This is a genomic window from Micrococcus sp. iso_229 (assembly GCF_058072725.1).
On record NZ_CM176514.1, the window covers coordinates 1136214 to 1151673 of the forward strand.

The following is a 15460-nucleotide window of genomic DNA, read 5'->3' on the forward strand; positions in this document are numbered from 1 at the left end:
GACATTCGGCGTGTCACAGAACGTCCGGTTCCGCACAGTGGGACGTCGCGCCCGGTAGCGTCTCTTCCAGCTCGGGGCCGTCGGCCCCGAGCGTCGGGGCCAGCGCCGTCCCCGTCCGAGCCCCTGCTCTCCGGAAAGGACGGCACCATGCCCGTGGCATCCTCGCCCGCCTCGGCCCCCCGCGCGGGGGGACCGGTGGATCCCTTCGTCCGCTATGCGGACGTCCCCGCCGCCCAGGGCCTCTACGACCCGTCCCGGGAGACCGAGAACTGCGGCCTCGCCGTCATCGCCACCCTGCGGGGCACCCCGAACCACGACATCGTCCAGCACGCGCTGACCGCCCTGCGCGCGCTCGAGCACCGCGGGGCGGTGGGCGCCGACGAGGGCACCGGCGACGGCGCCGGCCTGCTGACCCAGATCCCCGACGAGCTGTTCCGTGCCGTCGTCGACGCCGAGCTGCCCCCCGTGGGCGAGTACGTCGCCGGCACCGCCTTCCTGCCGCCCGTCGACGGCGAGCGCGCCGAGGCGAAGGAGGCCGTCGAGCGGCTGGCCGAGGAGGAGGGGCTGCAGGTCCTGGCGTGGCGCGAGGTGCCCACCGACCCCTCGGCCCTGGGCGTCGGCTCCCGGGCGGCCATGCCCGCGTTCGAGCAGCTGTTCCTGTCCCTGGCGGACGGTCAGGACGGCACCGAGCCGGGGCAGTCGCTGGACGTGCGGGCGTGGCGGGTGCGCCGCCGCGCCCAGTCCCGCGCCGGCGTCTACTTCCCCTCGCTCTCGTCCCAGACGATCGTCTACAAGGGCATGCTGACGACCGCCCAGCTGGAGCCGTTCTACCCGGACCTCTCCGACGAGCGGTTCACCACCCGGCTGGGCGTGGTCCACTCGCGGTTCTCCACCAACACGTTCCCCTCGTGGCCGCTGGCCCAGCCGTTCCGCACCATCGCGCACAACGGCGAGATCAACACGGTCAAGGGCAACCGCAACTGGATGCGCGCCCGTCAGGGCCAGCTCAAGCACCCGATGCTCGGCGAGGTCCCAGAGGACCTGTTCCCGCTGATCAGCCCCCTCGGCTCGGACTCGGCCTCCTTCGACGAGGTCGCGGAGCTGCTCATGCTCTCCGGGCGCCCGCTCACCCAGGCGATCATGATGATTATCCCGGAGGCGTGGGAGAACCACGCGACCATGGACCCGGCCCGCCGCGCCTTCTACCAGTACCACTCCATGCTCATGGAGCCCTGGGACGGACCGGCCGCCGTCGCCTTCTCCGACGGCACCCAGGTGGGCGCCGTGCTGGACCGCAACGGCCTGCGCCCCGCCCGCTGGTGGGTCACCGACGACGGCCTCGTCGTCCTGGCCTCCGAGGTCGGCGTCGTGCCGATCGAGCCCTCGGCGGTGGTGCGCAAGGGGCGCGTGGCCCCGGGGCGCATGTTCCTCGTGGACACCGAGCAGGGCCGGATCATCGGCGACGACGAGATCAAGGCCGAGGTCGCCTCCGCCCAGCCGTGGGAGGACTGGGTGCGCCAGAACCTCCTGGACCTGGAGTCGCTCCCCGAGCGCGAGCACGTCCGCCACACCTCCGAGTCGATCCTGCAGCGTCAGCGTATCTTCGGGTACACCTCGGAGGAGCTGCGCATCCTCGTCGGGCCGATGGCCCAGACGGGCGCCGAGCCGCTCGGTGCGATGGGCACGGACACGCCCATCGCCGTCCTCGCCAAGCGGCCCCGGCTGCTCTTCGACTACTTCGTGCAGTCCTTCGCCCAGGTGACGAACCCGCCGCTCGACGCGATCCGCGAGGAGCAGGTGACCTCGATGCGCACCGCGATCGGCCCGCAGGGCAACGTGCTCTCCCTCGAGCAGGTGCGCACCCGCCAGGTCGACGTCCCGTTCCCCGTGATCGACAACGACCAGCTGGCCCGCATCCAGCACCTGCGCGACGCCGACGGCACCCGCCTGACCCTCAAGGTGAACGGCGTGTACCGGGTGGCCGGAGGCGTCGAGGAGCTCCGCGCCCAGCTGAAGGCGATCTGCGAGCAGGTCTCGGCCGCCGTCAACCGCGGCGTGGAGTACGTGGTGCTGTCCGACCGCGGCGCCACCGCCCAGTGGGCGCCGATCCCGTCCCTGCTGCTGACCTCCGCCGTGCACCACCACCTGCTGGCCTCGGCCAACCGCACCAAGAGCTCGCTGATCGTCGAGGCGGGCGACGTGCGCGAGGTCCACCATGTGGCCGTCCTGCTCGGCTACGGGGCCTCCGCGGTCAACCCGTACCTGGCCATGGAGTCCGCCGAGGAGCTCGTGCGCACGGGGGAGGTCTCGGGCGTCACCGCCGAGCAGGCCGTGGCGAACCTGATCAAGGCGCTCGGCAAGGGCGTCCAGAAGATCATGTCCAAAATGGGCATCTCCACGGTCGCCTCCTACACCGGCGCCCAGACGTTCGAGGCGCTCGGCCTGTCCCGGCGCTTCGTGGACCGCTACTTCGTGGGCACCACGAGCCCGCTCGACGGCGTGGGCATCGACGTCGTCGCCGCCGAGATCCAGGCGCGCCACGAGTTCGCGTATCCGCCGGACGGCAACGACATCAACCCGTACCGCGAGCTCGAGGTGGGCGGCGAGTACCAGTGGCGGCGCGAGGGCGCGCCGCACCTGTTCAACCCCGAGACCGTGTTCCGCCTCCAGCACTCCACGCGGGAGCGGCGCTACGACGTCTTCAAGGACTACACGCGTCGCGTGGACGACCAGGCGGAGGAGCTCATGACCCTGCGCGGGCTCATGCGCCTGCGCACGGGCGAGCGGCCGCCGGTGCCCGTCTCCGAGGTGGAGCCCGTCGAGTCGATCGTGCGCCGCTTCTCCACCGGCGCGATGTCCTACGGCTCCATCTCGCAGGAGGCGCACGAGACCCTCGCGATCGCCATGAACCGCCTCGGCGCCCGCTCGAACTCGGGCGAGGGCGGCGAGGACCCCGAGCGCCTGCTGGACCCGGAGCGCCGCTCGAAGATCAAGCAGATCGCCTCGGGCCGGTTCGGCGTCACCAGCCTGTACCTGGCCACCGCGACCGACCTGCAGATCAAGATGGCCCAGGGCGCCAAACCCGGCGAGGGCGGCCAGCTGATGGGGACCAAGGTGTACCCGTGGGTCGCCCGCACGCGGCACTCGACCCCGGGCGTCTCCCTGGTGTCGCCGCCGCCGCACCACGACATCTACTCGATCGAGGACCTGGCGCAGCTGATCCACGACCTCAAGCGGGCCAACCCGACCGCGCGGGTCCACGTCAAGCTCGTCTCCGAGTCCGGCGTGGGCACGGTGGCCGCGGGCGTCGCCAAGGCGCGCGCCGACGTCGTGCTCATCTCCGGCCACGACGGCGGAACGGGCGCCTCCCCGCTGAACTCCCTCAAGCACGCGGGCACCCCGTGGGAGATCGGCCTGGCCGAGGCGCAGCAGACTCTCATGCTCAACGGCCTGCGCGAGCGCGTTACCGTCCAGGTGGACGGGCAGCTCAAGACCGGCCGGGACGTCGTGATCGCCGCACTGCTCGGGGCCGAGGAGTTCGGCTTCGCGACCGCCCCGCTCGTGGTCTCCGGCTGCATCATGATGCGCGTGTGCCACCTGGACACGTGCCCCGTGGGCGTGGCCACCCAGAACCCCGAGCTGCGCGCGCGCTTCACGGGCAAGCCCGAGTTCGTCGTCAACTTCTTCGAGTTCATCGCGCAGGAGGTCCGCGAGCTGCTCTCGCAGCTGGGCTTCCGCACGCTCGACGAGGCGATCGGCCACCGCGAGCTGCTCGACGTGGACGCGGCCCTGCACCACTGGAAGTCCGAGGGCCTGGACCTCTCGGGCATCCTCGCGGACCCCTCCGTCGGCCGGCGTCCGGGCCACGAGGACGCGCCCATGCGCCGCACCACCGAGCAGGACCACGACCTCGCCTCCCACATCGACCACCGGTTCATCGCCCGGCTGGGGGACACGCTCACGACGGGCACGCCCGTCGTGATGGACGAGGCCGTCGTGAACACGGACCGGTCCGTGGGCACGATGCTGGGCTACCACGTCACGAGCACGCGGCTCGCCGACGAGCTGGACGACGACACGATCACCGTGCGCCTGACGGGCGAGGCCGGCCAGTCCCTCGGCGCCTTCCTGCCCGCCGGCGTCACCCTGCGGCTCTCGGGCGACGCCAACGACTACGTCGGCAAGGGCCTGTCGGGGGGACGCGTGATCGTCCGCCCCGACGCCGAGGCCCCGTTCGTGGCCGAGGAGAACACCGTGGCCGGCAACGTGATCGGCTACGGCGCCACCTCGGGCCAGCTGTTCCTGCGCGGCCGCGTGGGGGAGCGGTTCCTCGTGCGCAACTCCGGCGCCACCGCGGTGGCCGAGGGCATCGGCGACCACGGCCTGGAGTACATGACCGGCGGTGAGGCGCTGATCCTCGGCGAGACCGGCCGCAACCTCGCCGCCGGCATGTCCGGCGGGCGGGCCTGGGTGCTGGACCTGGACCGGGAGGACCTGAACCCACTCGCCGTCCGCGAGGACGCCCTGATCCTCGAGGCACCGTCCGCGCAGGACCGGCTGCGGATCGCCGAGCTGCTGGAGCTGCACCGCGCGGAGACGGGCTCCGCCGTCGCCGCCGCGCTGCTCGCCGACCTGCGGGCCGGCGGGGACGCCGCCGACGCCGCGTGGGACCGCTTCACGACCGTCCTGCCCCGGCAGTACGACCTCGTGCTGCGCACCCGTCAGGCCGCGACGGCCGAGGGACTCGACCCGGACGGGGAGGCCGTCTGGGACCGACTGCTGGAGGTGACCCGTGGCTGATCCGCGCGGATTCCTGAAGAACCGGGAGCGCGTCGAGCGCCCCACGCGTCCGGTGCCGGTGCGCATCATGGACTTCAAGGACGTGTACGTCCGCCAGGACGAGGCGATCGTGCGCACCCAGGCCGGCCGGTGCATGGACTGCGGCATCCCGTTCTGCCACTCCGGGTGCCCGCTGGGCAACCTCATCCCGGAGTGGAACGACCTGGTCCGGCGGGGACGCTGGGACGAGGCCGCCGCGCGACTGCACTCGACCAACAACTTCCCCGAGGTCACCGGGCGGATCTGCCCCGCCCCGTGCGAGGACTCCTGCACCCTGGGCATCAACCAGCCCGCGGTCACCATCAAGCAGACCGAGGTGGCGATCGCGGAGCAGATCTTCGACAACGACTGGCTCGAGCCGGTCGTGCCGGCCCGCCTGAACGGCCACACCGTGGCCGTCGTCGGCTCGGGCCCGGCGGGACTGGCCGCGGCGCAGCAGCTCACCCGCGCCGGCTTCACCGTGGTGGTCTACGAGCGCGACGAGCGCCTCGGCGGCCTGCTGCGGCTGGGCATCCCGGACTTCAAGCTGGAGAAGGACGTCCTGGACCGGCGCCTGGCGCAGATGGAGGCCGAGGGCACCCGGTTCCGCACCGGCGTGGAGATCGGCGTCGACCTGCCCTGGGACCAGCTCAAGGCCCGCTTCGACGCCGTGATCGTGGCGACCGGCGCCCCCGTGGCCCGCGAGCTGCCCGTCCCCGGCCGCGGCCTCGACGGGATCCACCTCGCCATGGACTACCTCGTGCAGTCCAACCGCGCGGTCGCCGGCGACGAGGTCCCGGACCAGATCTCCGCCGAGGGGCGCCACGTGGTGATCCTCGGCGGCGGCGACACTGGCGCGGACTGCATCGGCACCGCGCACCGCCAGGGGGCGGCGTCCGTGACGACGCTGGCGATCGGCCAGCAGCTGCCGGTCGAGCGCCCCGTCCACCAGCCGTGGCCCACGATCCCCAAGGTCCACCAGCAGACCACGGCCGACGCCGAGGGCGGCGCCCGCGAGCACCTTGCCTCCACGGTCGAGTTCCTCGGCGACGAGCACGGCCGCGTGCGCGCCCTGCGCGTGGCGGAGACCGAGTACCGCGAGGACGGCACGCGCGGGCCCAAGGCGGGCACCGAGCGCGAGGTCCAGGCGGACCTGGTGCTGCTGGCGCTGGGCTTCACCGGCATCGAGGAGGAGCTGCTCACGCAGCAGCTCGGCGTGTACGTGACGCGCGGGCTCGTGGCCCGGAAGGACGGGTACGAGACCGACGAGCCGGGCGTGTTCGCATGCGGCGACGCCGGGCGCGGCGCCTCCCTGGTGGTCTGGGCCATCGCCGAGGGGCGTGCGTGCGCGCAGCAGGTCGACGAGTCGCTCGAGCGCTGGTCCCGACTGCCGCACCCCGTGGACCCGGACGACCGCGGCCTCGTCCTCGGCTGAGTCCTCCGTCTCATCTTCCGACGCCACGCGGGCCCGCCCTCCACCGAGGGCGGGCCCGCCCTCCACCGAGGGCGGGCCCGCCCCCTATCGTGGGTCGCATGCGACACGCGAAGATCATCGCCACCTTTGGGCCCGCCACCGACTCCGACGAGACCACCCGCGCCATCATCCGCGCGGGGGCGGACGTCGTCCGCCTCAACATGAGCCACGGCGACCACGCGGTGCATGAGACGTCCTACGAGCGGGTGCGTCGGCTGAGCGTGGAGGAGGGCCGCCCCGTCGCGATCTTCGCCGACCTCCAGGGCCCCAAGATCCGCCTCGGGCGCTTCACCGACGGCCCGCATCTGCTCGAGAGGGGCGATCGGATCACCATCACCACCCGGGACGTGCCCGGGACCCGCGAGCTGGTGGGCACCACCCACAAGGGGCTGCCCGGGGACGTCGCCCCCGGCGACGTGCTCCTGGTGGACGACGGCAAGGTGCGCCTGCGCGCCGTCGAGGTCACGGACACGGACGTGCTGGCCGAGGTCGAGGTGCCGGGCATGGTCTCGGACAACAAGGGGATCAACCTGCCGGGCGTGGCGGTGAACGTGCCCGCCCTGTCCGAGAAGGACGAGCGGGACCTGCGCTGGGCGCTGCGCACCGGCGTGGACATGGTGGCGCTGTCCTTCGTGCGGGACGCCGCGGACGTGGACCGGGTGCACGAGATCATGGACGAGGAGGAGCGCCGGGTCCCGGTCATCGCCAAGATCGAGAAGCCCCAGGCGGTGGAGAACCTCGAGGCCATCGTGGACGCGTTCGACGCCGTCATGGTGGCCCGCGGCGACCTCGGCGTGGAGCTGCCGCTCGAGGACGTGCCCGTGGTGCAGAAGCGCGCGGTGGACCTCGCCCGCCGCTGGGCGAAGCCGGTCATCGTGGCCACGCAGGTGCTCGAGTCGATGATCGACAGCCCGCGCCCGACGCGCGCCGAGGCCTCGGACTGCGCCAACGCCGTGCTCGACGGCGCGGACGCCGTCATGCTCTCGGGCGAGACCTCGGTGGGCGCGTATCCGGTCGAGACGGTCCAGACGATGGCCCGGATCATCGAGTCCACCGAGACCCACGGCCTCGAGCTCATCCACCCGCTCGGCTCGCGTCCCCGCACGCGCGGCGGCGCGATCACCCGGGCCGCCGTCGAGGTCGCGAACCAGCTCGAGATCCCGTTCCTCGCCACGTTCACCGAGTCCGGCGACTCGGCCCGTCGGCTCAGCCGCCTGCGGCCGCGTCAGCCGATCTACGCGTTCACCCACCACGAGCACACGCACAACATCCTGTGCCTGACGTGGGGCGTCTACCCGAAGATGGTCCCGTTCCAGGACTCCACGGACAAGATGACCCTCCAGGTGGAGCAGTCCCTCACGTCGGAGGGCATCGCCGAGCACGGCGACCTCGTGGTGATCGCCGCCGGGTCCCCTCCCGGGGCCGTGGGCTCCACGAACACGCTGCGCGTGCACCGCGTGGGCGACGACGCCGCGGGCGGCTCGTCCGCGGCCTCGCCCCAGACGCGCGAGCCGGTCGGCTTCTGGCCGGCCCGGTCCCCGCTCTGACGAGCGCGCGGGCGCCGCTCAGCCGACCTGGTCGATGACGGCCTGCCCGACCTCCCGCATGGTCAGGCGCCGGTCCATGGAGGTCTTCTGGATCCAGCGGAAGGACTCGGCTTCGGTCAGGCGCATCCGCTCCTGGAGCAGCGCCTTGGCCCGGTCCACGATCTTGCGGGTCTCCAGGCGGTCGCCCAGGTCCCGCACCTCGGCCTCGAGGCTGCGCAGCTCGTCGAAGCGGGCCACGGCCAGTTCGATGGCGGGGACCAGGTCGGCCTCGGTGAAGGGCTTGACCACGTAGGCCATGGCCCCGGCGGTCCGGGCGCGCTCCACCAGCTCGCGCTGGCTGAAGGCGGTCAGCATGACCACGGGGGCGAGCCGTTCCCCGGCGATCTCGCCCGCGGCCGCGATGCCGTCCATCACGGGCATCTTCACGTCCATCACCACGATGTCCGGCCGGTGCTCGCGCACGGCCTCGACGGCGGCGCGGCCGTCGCCGGCCTCGGCGACCACCCGGTAGCCCGCCCCGGTGAGCACCTCCACCAGGTCGAGGCGGATGAGGGTCTCGTCCTCGGCGACGACGGCCCGCAGGCCGGTCTCCTCGGGAGGCGTCAGCGTGGACACGGCAGCTCCTTCGTGCGGGCCGGGACGGCGTCGGTGCGGCGCCGCTGGTGGTCCACCAGGCTACCGTGCGCGATGGGCGCGTCGGCGGCGACCCCCGCCGGAAGGCCGGGGACGCCGGGCCGGGGCGCTGATAGGGTGATCGAGTCCCGCCTCCGGGCGGCACTGCCCGAATGGTGGAATCGGTAGACACGCCGCACTCAAAATGCGGTGCCGAGAGGCGTGTGGGTTCGAGTCCCACTTCGGGCACCGTCGGCGCGCGGCCACCCGCCGTGGGCGCCGTGTCCGTGACCGATCGACCCGAGCTGAGTGGTGTCCTGTGCTCCTGACCAGCCTCCTGCTGACCCTCCTCTCGGTGGTGGCGGCCGTCCCGGCCTCCCGTGCGCTGGGCAGGGACGCGGGCTGGGTCCTGGCCGCACCCCTGCTCGCCGCGGCCGGCGTGCTGATCGCGGCGTGGACGGGCGACAACAGGACGGAGCACCATCCGTGGATCCCCGCGGTCGGGGTGGACCTCGACCTCCGGCTGAACGGCCTGGCCCTGGTGTTCGCCATGATCGTCCTCGTCATCGGCGCCGCAATCCTCGCCTACTCCAGCCGGTACCTCAGCCGGGACCGCACGGAGAGCCGCCCCGGCTCCTTCTACCTGCTGATGACCGCCTTCGCGGCGTCGATGCTGCTGCTGGTGCTCGCCGACAACATCGTGGTCCTCTTCGTCGCGTGGGAGTTCACCTCCTTCACCTCCTTCTTCCTCATCGGGCGCTCGGGGGACCATGCCCGCGACCCCGCGATCCGGACCCTGCTCGTGACCGTGGGCGGTGGCCTTGCGCTCCTGGCCGCCGTCGCCGTCATGATGGTCACCGCCGGGACGGCCTCGCTCAGCGGCGTCCTGGCCTCGAACATCTGGCAGGACCCCGCCACCAGCACCGTGCTGGCCGTCCTGCTGGCCCTGGCCGCCTTCACGAAGTCCGCACAGTTCCCGTTCCAGGCCTGGTTGCCGGACTCCATGGTCGCCATCTCCCCGGTCTCCGCGTACCTGCACGCCGCGGCGATGGTGAAGGCCGGCGTGTTCCTGCTGCTCGTGTTCAGCCCCGTGCTGGCCGGCCACGCCGTGTGGTCCACGCTGCTGATCGCGTGCGGTCTCATCACGGCGCTGTTCGGCGCGATCACGGCCCTGCGTCAGCACGACCTGAAGGGCCTGCTCGCCTACTCGACCATGAGCCAGCTCGGCCTGCTGACCGCCGTCATCGGCATCGGCACGCCCGCGGCGTTGACGGCCGCGGTCGTCCACACCGTCGCGCACGCGCTGTTCAAGAGCGCCCTGTTCATGCTGATCGGCATCGTGGACCACGAGGCCGGCACCCGGGACCTGCGCGTCCTCGCCGGCAGGCACGTGCGCATGCCGATCACAGGCACGGCCCTGACACTCGCCGCCGTGTCCATGGCCGGGGTGCCGCCCCTGCTCGGCTTCGTCTCGAAGGAGGGGCTGCTCGACGCCGCCCTCGGCACCCCGGGCCCGGCCTGGGCCGCCCCGGTGGTCACGGGCGCGATCGCGCTGGCCTCCGTCTTCACCGTCGCCTACTCCGGCCGGCTGGTGCTCGGCGCGCTCGGCAGGTGGGGCGCGAGCCCGGCCGGCACTGCCCAGCCGTGGGAGTCCACCCGCGGCGAGGAGGTCCACGAGGCGAGCCCGGCCTTCTGGACCATGCCCGTGCTGGCGGCCGTGGCCGGCGTCGTGCTCGGCCTCGCCCCGCAGGCGCTGGACGCCCCCGTCTCCGCCGCCGCCCAGAGCGTGGCGGGCGCGCAGGCGCACGCGCACCTGGCCCTGTGGCACGGCGTCACCCCGGCGCTGCTCCTCTCCGCCGCCGTGATCGCCGCGGGCCTCGTCCTGGTGCTGCTGCGCCGCCCCGTGGAGCGGGTCGCCGCCCGCGCGGGCCTGCCCTTCTCGGCCCTGGACATCGTGGACGACATCCGCTTCGGCCTGGTGCGGCTGGGCGAGGTCGTCGGGCGTCACTCCGGCGGCATGGCGCCCCGGGCACACCTGCTCATCCCGTCCGTCATGCTCGGCGTCCTCGCGGTCGTCGGGGTCCTGCTCGTGGACGAGCTGCCGGACGTGGTCGGTCAGACCGCGCGCTGGCACGACTGGGCGCTCGTCGTCCTCGTGGCCGCGGGTGTCGTGGCGACCCTGCGCGCCCGCACCCGCATCGCCGCGATGGTGGTCGTGGGCACCGTCGGCTTCGGCGTGACGCTGTGGTTCTTCACCCTCGGCGCCGTGGACGTGGCCCTGACCCAGATGCTCGTCGAGGTCCTCACCGTGTGCGTGATGGTGCTGCTGCTGCGCCGCCTGCCGCGCCGCTTCCAGCGCGACCCCGCCCCGCGCCGCGCCGGCGCCCTCGTGGCCGCGACGATCGCCGGCGTCGCCTCCACCGTCGGCGTCCTGGCCTTCACCGGTCGGCGCGAGATGTCCGAGATCGCGCGCTACTACCTCACCGAGACCTACGAGCAGGCCGGCGGCGTGAACGTGGTCAACGTGATCCTCGTGGACTTCCGCGCGCTCGACACCCTGGGCGAGATGACGGTGCTCGGCATGACCGGACTGACCGTCGCGGCGCTGCTGATGAACCGCGCCCCCGTCCGGGCGCTGCGCAGCATCGTCGACGAGCGCTCCCCGCTCGCGCACGTGCACGAGAACCTCGTCTACGCGCGCACCTTCGGCCGTGGTCTCGGGCCCGTGATCATCGCGATGTCCGCCCTGCTGCTGCTGCGCGGGCACTACGAGCCGGGCGGCGGCTTCATCGCGGCCCTCGTGGCCGGTGCGGGCTACGCCCTCATGTACCTGTCGGCCGACACCGACCGCGACCGGCGCCTGCGGTGGCCCTACCTCACGCTCATCGGCAGCGGCGTGGCCCTGGGCACCGCCGCCGGTCTGACCGGCTACCTCACGGGCGAGGGCTTCCTGGCCGCCTCCGGGGTCAAGATCCTCGGCTACGGACTGTCCACCACCCTGGTCTTCGACATGGGCGTGTACCTGTGCGTGCTCGGCCTCGTGGTCGCCGCGTTCACCCTGCTGGGCCCGGACACGGTCGACCAGGCGCCCGGCGATGGCGACGCACCCGAGAAGGCCGCCCCCGGCGCGGCCACGACGCGAGAGGAGGCGACCCGATGACCGTCGCGATCACCGTGGGCCTGCTGATGTTCGGCGCGGTCTACCTGTTCTCCAAGCGCGAGCTGCTGCGCGTGATCCTCGGCATGGTGCTGCTGGGCCACGCCGGCAACCTCGCCATCCTCGCCGCGGGCGGCACCGACCGGCGCGCCCTGCCGTTCATCGGGAACGGGGACGTGGCCGCGCAGGCCGACCCGCTGCCCCAGGCATTCGTGCTGACGGCGATCGTCATCTCCTTCGCCGTCACCGTGCTGCTGCTCGTGCTCGCCGTGACGGGCCGGTCCGACGACCAGGTGGCCGACCCCTCCGAGGACGCCGACCCGCACGAGCTCGCCGCCGCGGACGCCCGTTTCCCGCGCGCCGAGCTGGGCGCCGCCGTGCGCCACCTCGCCACGCAGCCCCAGCCCGTGCTGCACGGCAGCCACCGCCATGACGACCGGGAGGAGCGCCGGTGAGCCTCGACGCCCTGGGCCTGGCCCTGCCGCTGTTCGTGGCCGTCCCCCTGCTGGCTGGCGGCCTGCTCGTGATCGCGGGGGAGCGTCCGGGGCTGCACCGCCGGGTCCTGCTCTCGCTGCTCGGGCTGAGCTCGCTCGGCGGCGCCGGGCTCATCCTGCTGACCCTGGACGGCACCGTGGTGGCCGGGGGCGTGGGCGGCTGGCCGGACGGCATCGCCATCGCGTTCGCCGCCGACACGTTCACCGGCCTGATGCTTACCCTCACCGCCGGACTCTCGTGGGTGGGCGCCCTGTTCGCCTACGGCTCCCGCGTGACGAACTCCGTCTACTTCGCGCCGCTGCTGCTCGTCCTCACGGCCGGGGTGAACGGCGCCCTGCTGACGGCGGACCTGTTCAACCTCTTCGTGTTCATCGAGGTCATGCTGCTGCCGTCCTACGGCCTGTTCGTCCTCTCCGCCAACCGGCGCGAGCCCCTGCGTCGCGTGGACGGCGCCCGGCTCTACGTCACGCTGAACCTGTTCACCTCCACGATCCTCGTGGTCGGCGTCGGCTTCATCTACGGCATCACGGGCAGCGTCAACCTCGCCGTGCTGGCCGGCGCGGCGGCGCGGGACGAGCGGGTCGCCGTCGCCGGGTTCATGGTGCTGTTCGCCCTGTCCATCAAGGCGTCCGTGGTGCCCCTGCACGGCTGGCTGTCCAAGGCGTACCCCTCGACGTCGCCGGCGGTCACCGCGATCTTCTCCGCCCTGCACACGAAGGTGGGCGTCTACGCGATCTACCGCATCTACTCCGTGCTCTACGACGGCGAGCCTCGGTACCTGTGGGCCATCCTGGTCCTGTGCTCGCTCACGCTCATGATCGGCGCGGTCGCCTCCCTCGGGGAGCAGAGCACCCGTGCGATCCTCTCGTGGCAGATGGTCAGCGGCATCGGCGGCATCCTGGTCGGCGTCGGCCTGTCCACGCAGCTCGGCCTGGCCGCCGGCATCTTCTACATGATCCACCACATGGTCGTCATGACCTCCCTGTTCACCGCGACGGGCGCCGTCGAGGTCCGGTACGGCTCCGGCCGGCTGGCGGACCTGCAGGGCCTGGCCCGGCGTGAGCCGCTGATCGCCGCCGCGTACTTCGCGGGCCTGCTCTCCCTGGTGGGGATCCCGCCGTTCTCCGGGTTCGCGGGCAAGCTCATGCTCGTGGTCGCCGGCGTGGAGGCGGGTCGGACCGTCGTCGTGGCCGTCGTGCTCGTCGCCTCGTTGCTGAGCCTGTGGGGGTTGCTGCGCATCTGGAACGGCTGGTTCTGGGGTGAACCCGAGATGCCCCGCCACCACCGGGAGCGCCTCGAGACGGCCGCCCTGCCCATCGTGGAGGCCCGCGCGGACGGCCCGGTCGCCTCGGCCGGCGCCCCCGACGGCCCCGCGGCCGTCCACACCCCCACGGGGGTGCTGCCCGTGGTCTTCAGCCGGGACGAGGACCTCACCCGCTCCCGGATCCCGTTCTCGCTGGCCCTGCCGGCGGTCCTCACCGCGACCCTGTCCCTCGCGCTCGGCCTGGGCGCGCAGGGCCTGTGGCTGGTCTCGGACACGGCCGCCCAGGGGCTGACGGACACGCATGCGTATGTGGAGGCGGTGATCGGCCGATGAGCCAGGCACACCAGTACGACGACGGCACGCAGGACTTCCGCGACGGCACGGCCAGCGTGTGGTCGTGGCCGCTGCGCCTGGCCGGCTTCGTGCTCTGGTACCTGTGGGCCCTCGTCACGTCCTCGGGCGCGGTCCTGCACGACCTGATCACCCCCGGCGACGACGCCCGCTCGGGCATCGCCCGGGTGCGCACCAGCTGTCGCACGGACCTGGAGGTCACCGTCCTGTCTTCGCTCATCACCCTCACCCCGGGCACCCTCACCCTCGGCACCCGCCGGGCGGGCGCCGTCGGCGACGAGCCGGGCGATCCGGATGCGCGCCGCCTGCTCTACGTGCATGGCCTGTACTTCGACGACGCGGACGGCCTGCGCGCAGACATCCACGACATGGAGCGGCGCATGCTCCATGCGCTGCGTCGGACAGGGGTGGCCGCATGAGCCTGACCGATCTGCACTACGACTGGTCCCTGATCGGGATCGACGTCGGCATCGCCCTGCTGCTCGTCGCCGCCGTCGTCTCCGCCTACCGGATCCTCGTGGGGCCCCTGGACGCCGACCGGGCCGTCTCCGGCGACCTGCTCACGTTCAGCGTCACCGGCATGGTCACGCTGTTCGGCGTCCGGGCGGCCAACGCCTTCACGTTCGACCTGGTGCTCATCGCCGCGATCACCGGGTTCCTGACCGGCATGTCCCTGGCCCGCGCGCTGACGCGCGGGCGACGCTGAGGAGGCCATCCCCATGGACACCGCGATGAACGTCATCGGCTCGCTCATGATCGTGCTGGGCGCGCTCGTCTTCCTCGGCGCCGCCCTGGGCCTCGTGCGCTTCCCGGACCCCTACACGCGGATCTCCGCCACCGGCACGGCCGGCGGCGTCGGCATGATCCTGCTCGTGGTCGGGGCCCTGCTCCACATGCCCTCGGTGGCCAACGTGGTCAAGGTCGTGCTGATCGTGGTCCTGCAGCTCGGGACGGCGTCGGTGGCCACGATGGCCCTGGCCCGTTCGGCCTACCTCACGGGGGTGCCCATGAACCCCGGGCACTACGACGAGCTCGCCGAGGACACCCCGGGGCGCGAGCACGACGAGCCCGCCCCACGCGCGCCGGACGAGGTCTGAGACCGCCCGCACGCGACGTCGGCCCGGCCCGTCCCGTCCCCCGGGGCGGGCCGTGCCGCCTCAGGGGCGCGGCGCCAGGACCAGGTTGGTGATGCGGGCGGTCGAGAGCCGCCGGCCCTGCTCGTCCGTCATCACCACCTCATGGGTGACGAGGGTGCCGCCCAGGTGGACGGCGGTCGCGGTGCCGGTCACGAGGCCCGAGCGGACGGCCCGGTGGTGCGTGGCGCTGATCTCGACCCCGACGACGTTGCGGTCCGGCCCGGCGTGGATCTTCGCGGCCATCGAGCCCAGGGACTCGGCGAGCACGAGGTGGGCGCCGCCGTGCAGCAGCCCGACGGGCTGCTCGTTGCCCGCCACGGGCAGGGTGGCGACGGCGCGCTCGGCCGTGAGCTCGAGGAAGCGCAGACCCATCTTCTGGGCCAGGGGGCTGATCGCCGCGCCGCCGAGGGCGGCGACAAGCTCGGGCGTCAGACCGGCCTCGGCGCAGGCCGCCTCCAGCTCGGCGGGGCTCAGCTCGGGGGTGACGCCGGGGCGGTACACGCGCTCGGAGGCGGCGGGGGTGGTCTCGGTGTGCTCACTCATGAGCACTAGGCTGGCACACGCGACCGGCGCGCCCCGCGCCGCGCGCCGAGAGGAGACGTGAGC

General features: G+C 72.9%; 11 protein-coding genes and 1 tRNA gene. 10 read left to right on the top strand and 2 right to left on the bottom strand.

The genetic code is table 11. The annotated features are described in order from the left end of the window. Nucleotides 1-147 precede the first annotated feature (147 nt). From gltB to pyk, 3 genes are all read left to right on the top strand, one after another. Nucleotides 148-4800 carry a glutamate synthase large subunit gene (gene gltB / locus AC3RKA_RS05370; RefSeq protein ID WP_065573022.1) on the top strand — a complete coding sequence of 1551 codons (4653 nt, stop codon included), beginning with the start codon at nt 148-150 and terminating at the stop codon, nt 4798-4800. Further along, entirely contained in the window at nt 4793-6253 is a 1461-nt protein-coding gene (locus AC3RKA_RS05375; RefSeq protein ID WP_065573023.1) for a glutamate synthase subunit beta, read from the top strand. The genes gltB and AC3RKA_RS05375 overlap by 8 nt, the downstream gene beginning before the upstream one ends. Before the next feature lie 98 nt (nt 6254-6351). After that, complete coding sequence (gene pyk, locus AC3RKA_RS05380) at nt 6352-7839, top strand: pyruvate kinase (protein ID WP_115261154.1); 1488 nt, start codon at nt 6352-6354, stop codon at nt 7837-7839. A gap of 18 nt (nt 7840-7857) precedes the next feature. Here the strand turns inward: pyk and AC3RKA_RS05385 are convergent, their stop codons facing one another. After that, a complete protein-coding gene (locus AC3RKA_RS05385; RefSeq protein WP_336264823.1) occupies nt 7858-8454 on the bottom strand; it encodes an ANTAR domain-containing response regulator in 597 nt (198 codons plus the stop codon). Nucleotides 8455-8618: 164 nt separating this feature from the next. Here AC3RKA_RS05385 and AC3RKA_RS05390 point away from each other — a divergent pair. The 7 genes from AC3RKA_RS05390 (at nt 8619) to mnhG (ending at nt 14815) form a co-directional block, all read left to right on the top strand. After that, a tRNA-Leu gene (locus AC3RKA_RS05390) sits at nt 8619-8700 on the top strand. A 70-nt stretch (nt 8701-8770) separates the two neighbouring features. Beyond that, on the top strand, nt 8771-11611 hold the full coding sequence (locus AC3RKA_RS05395) for a DUF4040 family protein (protein WP_336264822.1): 2841 nt from the start codon (nt 8771-8773) through the stop codon (nt 11609-11611). Beyond that, complete coding sequence (locus AC3RKA_RS05400; RefSeq protein ID WP_002855699.1) at nt 11608-12063, top strand: sodium:proton antiporter; 456 nt, start codon at nt 11608-11610, stop codon at nt 12061-12063. The genes AC3RKA_RS05395 and AC3RKA_RS05400 overlap by 4 nt, the downstream gene beginning before the upstream one ends. After that, complete coding sequence (locus AC3RKA_RS05405; protein WP_060774928.1) at nt 12060-13700, top strand: monovalent cation/H+ antiporter subunit D family protein; 1641 nt, start codon at nt 12060-12062, stop codon at nt 13698-13700. Before AC3RKA_RS05400 ends, AC3RKA_RS05405 begins: the two co-directional genes overlap by 4 nt. Next, nucleotides 13697-14137: a Na+/H+ antiporter subunit E gene (locus AC3RKA_RS05410; protein WP_081091264.1), complete on the top strand. Its 441-nt coding sequence runs from the start codon at nt 13697-13699 to the stop codon at nt 14135-14137. Before AC3RKA_RS05405 ends, AC3RKA_RS05410 begins: the two co-directional genes overlap by 4 nt. Next, nucleotides 14134-14424: an MrpF/PhaF family protein gene (locus AC3RKA_RS05415; protein ID WP_049158185.1), complete on the top strand. Its 291-nt coding sequence runs from the start codon at nt 14134-14136 to the stop codon at nt 14422-14424. Before AC3RKA_RS05410 ends, AC3RKA_RS05415 begins: the two co-directional genes overlap by 4 nt. A 13-nt stretch (nt 14425-14437) precedes the next feature. Then, nucleotides 14438-14815 carry a monovalent cation/H(+) antiporter subunit G gene (gene mnhG, locus AC3RKA_RS05420; RefSeq protein ID WP_049158184.1) on the top strand — a complete coding sequence of 126 codons (378 nt, stop codon included), beginning with the start codon at nt 14438-14440 and terminating at the stop codon, nt 14813-14815. Between the two features lie 60 nt (nt 14816-14875). Here mnhG and AC3RKA_RS05425 read toward each other — a convergent pair whose 3' ends face one another. Then, a complete protein-coding gene (locus AC3RKA_RS05425; protein ID WP_036315345.1) occupies nt 14876-15397 on the bottom strand; it encodes a PaaI family thioesterase in 522 nt (173 codons plus the stop codon). Between the last annotated feature and the right edge of the window lie 63 nt (nt 15398-15460).

Bases quoted from the DNA above. Each gene is read 5' to 3' on its own strand.
- gltB (WP_065573022.1), top strand. From the start codon at position 148: ATGCCCGTGGCATCCTCGCCCGCCTCGGCCCCCCGCGCGGGGGGACCG.
- pyk (WP_115261154.1), top strand. From the start codon at position 6,352: ATGCGACACGCGAAGATCATCGCCACCTTTGGGCCCGCCACCGACTCC.
- AC3RKA_RS05400 (WP_002855699.1), top strand. From the start codon at position 11,608: ATGACCGTCGCGATCACCGTGGGCCTGCTGATGTTCGGCGCGGTCTAC.
- AC3RKA_RS05410 (WP_081091264.1), top strand. From the start codon at position 13,697: ATGAGCCAGGCACACCAGTACGACGACGGCACGCAGGACTTCCGCGAC.
- AC3RKA_RS05415 (WP_049158185.1), top strand. From the start codon at position 14,134: ATGAGCCTGACCGATCTGCACTACGACTGGTCCCTGATCGGGATCGAC.
- mnhG (WP_049158184.1), top strand. From the start codon at position 14,438: ATGGACACCGCGATGAACGTCATCGGCTCGCTCATGATCGTGCTGGGC.
- AC3RKA_RS05425 (WP_036315345.1), bottom strand. From the start codon at position 15,397: ATGAGTGAGCACACCGAGACCACCCCCGCCGCCTCCGAGCGCGTGTAC.